Origin of the sequence: Bradyrhizobium sp. (genome assembly GCF_049581145.1) — a bacterium.
Classification (GTDB): domain Bacteria; phylum Pseudomonadota; class Alphaproteobacteria; order Rhizobiales; family Xanthobacteraceae; genus Bradyrhizobium.
This window is the reverse complement of the sequence record NZ_JBAURI010000645.1, coordinates 1-6,014: the sequence shown is the minus strand read 5'-3', so window position 1 is coordinate 6,014 and position 6,014 is coordinate 1. Positions and strand designations below refer to the sequence as shown.

At 63.9% G+C, this 6,014-nt stretch carries 7 protein-coding genes; 3 read left to right on the top strand and 4 right to left on the bottom strand.

Annotated features, from left to right (window positions below):
- Window positions 1-394 precede the first annotated feature (394 nt).
- From dmeF to WCB02_RS21255, 4 genes are all read right to left on the bottom strand, one after another.
- Entirely contained in the window at window positions 395-1,675 is a 1,281-nt protein-coding gene (gene dmeF / locus WCB02_RS21270) for a CDF family Co(II)/Ni(II) efflux transporter DmeF (RefSeq protein ID WP_423961133.1), read from the bottom strand.
- A gap of 19 nt (window positions 1,676-1,694) precedes the next feature.
- Window positions 1,695-1,973, bottom strand: coding sequence for a metal/formaldehyde-sensitive transcriptional repressor (locus WCB02_RS21265; RefSeq protein ID WP_423961131.1), 279 nt, complete (start codon window positions 1,971-1,973; stop codon window positions 1,695-1,697).
- A 315-nt stretch (window positions 1,974-2,288) separates the two neighbouring features.
- Complete coding sequence (locus tag WCB02_RS21260; RefSeq protein ID WP_423961129.1) at window positions 2,289-2,549, bottom strand: hypothetical protein; 261 nt, start codon at window positions 2,547-2,549, stop codon at window positions 2,289-2,291.
- Window positions 2,550-2,697: 148 nt separating this feature from the next.
- Window positions 2,698-3,513 (bottom strand): creatininase family protein, encoded by an 816-nt coding sequence (locus tag WCB02_RS21255; protein WP_423961128.1) that lies wholly within the window; start codon window positions 3,511-3,513, stop codon window positions 2,698-2,700.
- Between the two features lie 86 nt (window positions 3,514-3,599).
- Here WCB02_RS21255 and WCB02_RS21250 point away from each other — a divergent pair, with 86 nt between their 5' ends.
- The 3 genes from WCB02_RS21250 to WCB02_RS21240 form a co-directional block, all read left to right on the top strand.
- Window positions 3,600-4,661 (top strand): ABC transporter substrate-binding protein, encoded by a 1,062-nt coding sequence (locus tag WCB02_RS21250; RefSeq protein ID WP_423961126.1) that lies wholly within the window; start codon window positions 3,600-3,602, stop codon window positions 4,659-4,661.
- Window positions 4,662-5,486: an ABC transporter ATP-binding protein gene (locus WCB02_RS21245; protein WP_423961124.1), complete on the top strand. Its 825-nt coding sequence runs from the start codon at window positions 4,662-4,664 to the stop codon at window positions 5,484-5,486.
- On the top strand, window positions 5,483-6,014 hold a 532-nt coding region (locus WCB02_RS21240), incomplete at its 3' end, for an ABC transporter permease (protein ID WP_423961122.1). The genes WCB02_RS21245 and WCB02_RS21240, both read left to right, overlap by 4 nt.

The following is a 6,014-nucleotide window of genomic DNA, read 5'->3' as shown; positions in this document are numbered from 1 at the left end:
CGTACCAGCCATTCCAATCGTAGGCCGCCGACGCGTAAGGCACGGGCGCCTTGACGGGGAGGCTCGCGGGCAGATCAGCCGCGGTCGCGAGGGAGCACGTCGCAAGCGCCAGGCCGGCGCCTCCCGCGAACTTGCCAACACCCCTCATTCCACGCCCCGTTAGCCAATTCCAAATCGAACCAAGGTGACAACTGTCCGACAAGCGTTATTGAAAGTCGTTCGCGAGCGGAAGGAGAGAGGCGGCAAGTGCTGCCAATTGGCACGGTCTAGTGACGTGCGTGCAACACATCGGAATTGTTCGAACAAGAAGCGTCCGCGACGTTGCGTTCGTGCAACGCGTTTCGGTGGGCCATCTGGGTAAGACGGCTAGAAGACAGTTTTGTGAAAGGGGACGTCAGCCGCTCGCTGAACGGGTGCATTGAACCTCGACCGTGATGTGGGACAGGTCGGTGAATCTGGCGAGCCTCTGCCGATAATGTGCAGGCTCGCGCTCCAATGATGTCGCCACACAGACGATGGCGCCGAGATGCCCTGGCCCGAGCCGCCACAGATGCAGGTCGGTGACCGCATCACCCTCGCTTTCGATGGTCTTGCGGATCTTCTCGGCGATGCGGCCATCCGGCATGCGGTCGAGCAGGATGGCGCCGGTATCGCGTGCCAGCCCGGCGGACCAGTTCGCGATGACGAGCGCGCCGATCAGGCCGGCCAGGGGATCCATCCAGAGCCAGCCGAAGGTGCGTGCCAGCAATAGTCCGACGATCACCAGAACCGAGACCGCGGCGTCGGCCATCACATGAACGACCGCGGCGCGCATGTTGTTGTCGCGGTGATGGGATGCATCGTGATGATGCTCGTGTTCATCGAATTGCAGCTCGCGCAACTGCTGCTCGCCGGCGCGCCGCAGACAAATCCTCGCGAGGAACGCGTGCGGCTCCGGAATCTCGTCGCGCGATTCCAGGAAGCCACCTCGGTTCTCGAATGTGAATGTTTGCCGGCGGCCGTCCGGCCTGACGGTTTCGATCGAGATGTCGGTTGCGTTCGGTAACGGGCCGCTCGCGGCTGCGATGCGAAAGCGCGGCGGCACGTGATCTTCGAATATTGCGAGCTGGACCGTGGTGCCGTCGAGCTCGACGCGGCGGGGCTCGTCGTCATGATCATGGGCATCGGCATGGCCGTGACCATGCTCGTGACTATGGCCATGGCCGTGACCATGATGATGGCCGCCCGACAATAGCCATGCGCTGGCGATGTTCACGACCAGGCCCAGCATGGCGATTGGGATCGCCTCGTTGAAGCTGATTGCGACCGGATTGAGCAGGCGCTCGACCGCCTCGTAGCCGATCAGAAGCGCGATCATGGCCAGCACGATGGCGCTGGTATAGCCCGCGAGATCGCCGAACTTGCCGGTGCCGAAGGTAAAGCTCCGGTCATAGGCGTAGCGGCGGGCAAAGGTATAAGCCAAGGCGGCGAGCAGCAGCGCGCCGGCATGCGTCGACATGTGCAGACCGTCGGCAATCAGCGCCAGCGAGCCGAACAGCGCGCCGCCTGCGATTTCGGCGATCATCATGACGCTGCAAAGGATGATCACCCCCCAGGTCCTGCGCTCGGCACGGTCGTGGTCCGCGCCCAGAAAGACGTGGTCATGGGCCTGAAGCAACTCGTCGGCTTCGATCATGGTATTGTCTCTGCCGTGCTCACTTGAGATAGGTGTGGACGACGTCGATCAGCTGCTCGGCGGCGTCGGCGTTCAAGGCGTCTGGATTTTTCTGGGGATCGACCAGATGGGTGCGGACATGGTCCTCGACCACCTCGGCCATCAATCCGGATACGCTGCCACGGATCCCCGCGATCATGTGCATGACGCGGGCGCAATCGGCTTCGGTGGCGAGCGCGCGCTCCAGCGATTCGACCTGGCCGCGGATGCGCCCGACCCGGGCCAGCAGCTTCTTCTTTTCCTTGATGGTATGGCTCATCGCCGGACTTATAGGGTACCCCCCTATGCTATGTCAAGGCTGGGCAGCGCGACCTTGCTTGGCGATTCCGAGCAAGCGATTTCGCGGAGGACGATTCGGCGTCGCCGCGAAAGCGAGTGATCGGCAACGTCCATCATTCAAGGAGGCCGATTCGTTCGCCGTGAGCGCGTGCACGGGAGGGGACGCTGTTTTCAATATCTTGAAAAAGGTGACCCGCCCGGGGGGGACGACCGGGCGGGTCGGGGGTCGGCACGGGGTGGATGAGGCGCCCGTGCCGGACGCGGCAATCCACACTTTCAAACCGAAAGGCGCCGATCAGTAGCAGCTGCGGACCGTGCCGACATAACGGCCGTAGCCATCGAACTGGCGAACCCAGCCGCAGTGGTAATAGCCGTCAGGATAGGCATTGCTTGCCGCGATCGCGGTGCCGACGACGGCGGCGCCGACGAGTCCCGCGCCGATGCCCCAGCCGGGATGGAAGCCGTGGGCATCAGCAGGCGCCACGGTGGATGCGATGGAGCCGGTGACGGCCAGCGCGGCAACGGCGAGAGCGGCAATTTTGGTGTTGATCGACATGGTGATCTCCGTTCGGGTGAAGGCGGCGTATCGTGGTCCGCATACCCGATTGGACGGAGACGCCTCGATTCCGGTTCGCCGGAATCGGCGTGAAATTTCGGTAATCCGGATTTCCAGCGCTCATGAGATCGCTGACGGAGGTAGTTCGCTATCCTTGCGGATCATTCGACAGCGCCGTCACATCGAATTCATCGACATCCTCGAGCAATTCGATGAACCCGCGCGCGCCGTGATCCAGCAGTTGCCGGCCCTTGTCGGCGGAGGCTTGCGTCACATCGCCGACCGCGCCGCTTGGGTGCAGATCCTGCGTCTGCCAGGCGAATGGCGCAGGACGCTGCGATGACAGCCGGCGATAGCGCTCCTCCATCTCGAGGCCGGCCGAACGAAAATCCGCGATTCGATCGGTGCGCACATGTTCGGCGAAACGCGCCAGCATGATCGAGGTCTCGACCGCGCCGCCGTGAATGCCGTGGCGCAATTCGGCGTCGGTAAACAGCCCCGCCGGCGCGCCGAAGCGCCACCATGACGTGGTGACGACCAACAGCTTCTGATGCGCGCGCAGCTCCTGCGCGACCAGGGCCATCGCCGCGCTGTTGCCGCCATGGCTCGTGACGATCACCAGCTTTTTCACGCCGGCTCGCGCCACGCTTTCACCCAGCGCCGTCCAGCTGCGCAGCGCGGTCGCGGCCGGCAGCGTCAGCGTACCCGGAAAATCGATATGCTCGGTGGAGACGCCGACCGGCTGCAGCGGCAGAAAGCTGACCGGCAGCTCCGGGGCGAGCAGTTCGCGCACCCGCGCCAGATAGGCCTGCGCGATCATCACATCGGTCCCCAGCGGCAGATGCGGGCCGTGCTGCTCGGTCGCGGCCAGCGGCAGCACGGCAATCCAGCGCGCAGGTCCGCCGGCGCCGATGTCGGGCCAGTGGATGTCGCTCCAGTCGCGGGGTGGGACGGTCGAACTCATCGCGCGGGAGTTTCTTTCATCCGATATGCAAGGTAGGAAGGAGGTGACATCCTATCATGGGCCAGAACAATCGACGGAGTCCAATCATGAAGGCGGCTCTTTTGCTGCGGGCGTTAATGGCAGGTGCGCCGGCCGCCCTCCTTGCGGTCCTCTTGACGGTCCTCCTGACAGCTGCGCCGGCCACAGCCCAGGATAAACCGGAACAAACCAAACCGGACAAGGTTTCGTTTGGAACCAACTGGGTCGCCGAGGCCGAGCATGGCGGATTTTTTCAGGCGGTGGCCGACGGCACGTACGCCAGATACGGGCTCGACGTCACCATCGTGCCGGGCGGTCCGAACAACAACAACCGGATGCTGTTGATTTCCGGCAAAATCGACTTCTTCATGGCCGCGAACACCCTGATGTCGTTCGATGCGGTGGCCAATAACGTGCCGCTGGTCGCGGTCGCCGCGATATTCCAGAAGGATCCGCAGGTCTTCCTGACCCATCCGGAAAGCAGGGTCAGCAAGCTCGAGGATCTGAAGCCGCTGACGCTGTTCGTGTCGAAGGAAGGCATCACCGGCTATTTCCAGTGGATGAAGTCGGAATACGGTTTCAGCGAGAAGAACGTCAGGCCCTACACCTTCAATCCGCAGCCCTTCATCGCCACCCCGCAAAGCGCGATGCAGGGCTACGTCACCTCCGAGCCCTTCGCGGTGGAGAAGGCGGCCGGCTTCAAGCCCGGCGTGCTGCTGCTCGCCGATTACGGCTTCAACGGCTACTCGACCCTGATCGAGACGCGCCAGGACGTGATCGAAAAGAAGCCGGGCCTGGTGCAGCGCTTCGTCGATGCCTCCATCATCGGCTGGTACAATTATCTCTATGGCGACAATTCACCCGGCAATGCGCTGATCAAGAAGCTCAATCCGGACATGACCGACGAGCTTCTGGCCTATTCCGTCAGCAAGATGAAGGAGAACGGCATCGTCGATTCCGGCGATACCCTGAAGAACGGCATCGGCGCCATGACCGACGAGCGGATGACGAGCTTCTTCGCCAAGATGGTGCGGGCCGGCCTGGTCAAGGCTGACACCGATTATCGCAAGTCGTACACGCTGCGCTTCGTCAACAAGGCCGTCGGCCTCGAGTTGCGGCCGAAGCAATAGATGGCCGAAGAGCGGGTGTCCGAAGCCGGCGCCGACGCCGCGGGCCTCGCGGTCCGGCTGCGCGGCGTCACGAAGACCTATGACAACGGCGTCATGGCGCTGGGTCCGCTCGATCTCGACATCAGGCGCGGCGAATTCGTCTCGCTGCTCGGGCCGTCCGGGTGCGGCAAGTCGACAGCGTTGCGCCTGATCGCGGGCCTCGCCGCGCCGACCTCCGGCGAGATCAGGGTCTCGCCAGTGACGCAGCGGACGCGGCCGGGCCGGGACCAGGGACAGGCGATCGGTTTCGTGTTCCAGGAACCGACCCTGATGCCATGGACCTCGGTGCGTGGGAACGTGCGGCTGCCGCTGAAACTCGCGCATGCGCCTGCGGCCGAGGCCGAGGCGCGCATCGCCGACGCGCTTGCAAGCGTGGGCCTTGCCGATTTTGCGGAAAGCTATCCGCGCGAATTGTCGGGCGGCATGAAGATGCGGGTCTCGCTGGCGCGCGCGCTGGTCACCGATCCGGATATCCTGCTGATGGACGAGCCGTTTGCGGCGCTGGATGAGATCACCCGCTTCCGCCTCAACAACGACCTGCTCGCGCTATGGCGCGGCTTGCGCAAGACCATCATCTTCGTCACCCATTCGGTGTTCGAATCCGTCTATCTCTCCCAGCGCGTGGTCGTGATGACGGCAAGGCCCGGCCGTATCGGCGCTGACATTCGTGTCGAGACGGATGAACCCCGCGGCGAAGAATTCCGCACCTCGGCGCGCTACGTCGAATATTGCCGCGAGGTCTCGGCAGCACTTGCGCCATCCTATTCAGGACGATCCGCGCTATGAGTGGAGACAAGGCCCAACCGGGGGCGAAACGGCGGGGTCCGCAGGCCCTGCGGATCCTGCTGCCGGTCGTGGTGGCGGCGGCGGGGACCGCGAGCTGGGAACTGGTGGTCCGGCTCGACGACATCCCGCCCTATGTGCTGCCCGGGCCGATGGCGGTGTTTTCGACCTTGATCGGCGATTGGGACGTGCTGTCGCAATCGCTGCTGGTGACCCTGACCACGACGCTGGAAGGTTTCGTCGCCGCCGCGCTCGGCGGTATCGCGCTGGCGCTGCTGTTCAATCTGTCGAAGCTCGTGGAATATTCGCTGTTCCCCTATGCCGTGGTGCTGCAGGTCACGCCGGTGATCGCGATCGCGCCGCTGCTTCTGATCTATCTGCCGCAGCAGACCGCGGTCGTGGTCTGCGCCTGGATCGTCGGGTTCTTTCCGGTCCTGTCCAACACCACGCTCGGTCTGAACTCGGTGGATCGCAACCTGGCCGGGCTGTTCCAGCTCTACGGCGCGTCGCGGCTGCAGACGCTGCTTTATC

Coding starts and splice junctions, on each gene's coding strand:
- WCB02_RS21245 (WP_423961124.1), top strand. CDS start 4,662: ATGGCCGAAGAGCGGGTGTCCGAAGCCGGCGCCGACGCCGCGGGCCTC.
- WCB02_RS21260 (WP_423961129.1), bottom strand. CDS start 2,549: ATGTCGATCAACACCAAAATTGCCGCTCTCGCCGTTGCCGCGCTGGCC.
- WCB02_RS21265 (WP_423961131.1), bottom strand. CDS start 1,973: ATGAGCCATACCATCAAGGAAAAGAAGAAGCTGCTGGCCCGGGTCGGG.
- WCB02_RS21250 (WP_423961126.1), top strand. CDS start 3,600: ATGAAGGCGGCTCTTTTGCTGCGGGCGTTAATGGCAGGTGCGCCGGCC.
- dmeF (WP_423961133.1), bottom strand. CDS start 1,675: ATGATCGAAGCCGACGAGTTGCTTCAGGCCCATGACCACGTCTTTCTG.
- WCB02_RS21255 (WP_423961128.1), bottom strand. CDS start 3,513: ATGAGTTCGACCGTCCCACCCCGCGACTGGAGCGACATCCACTGGCCC.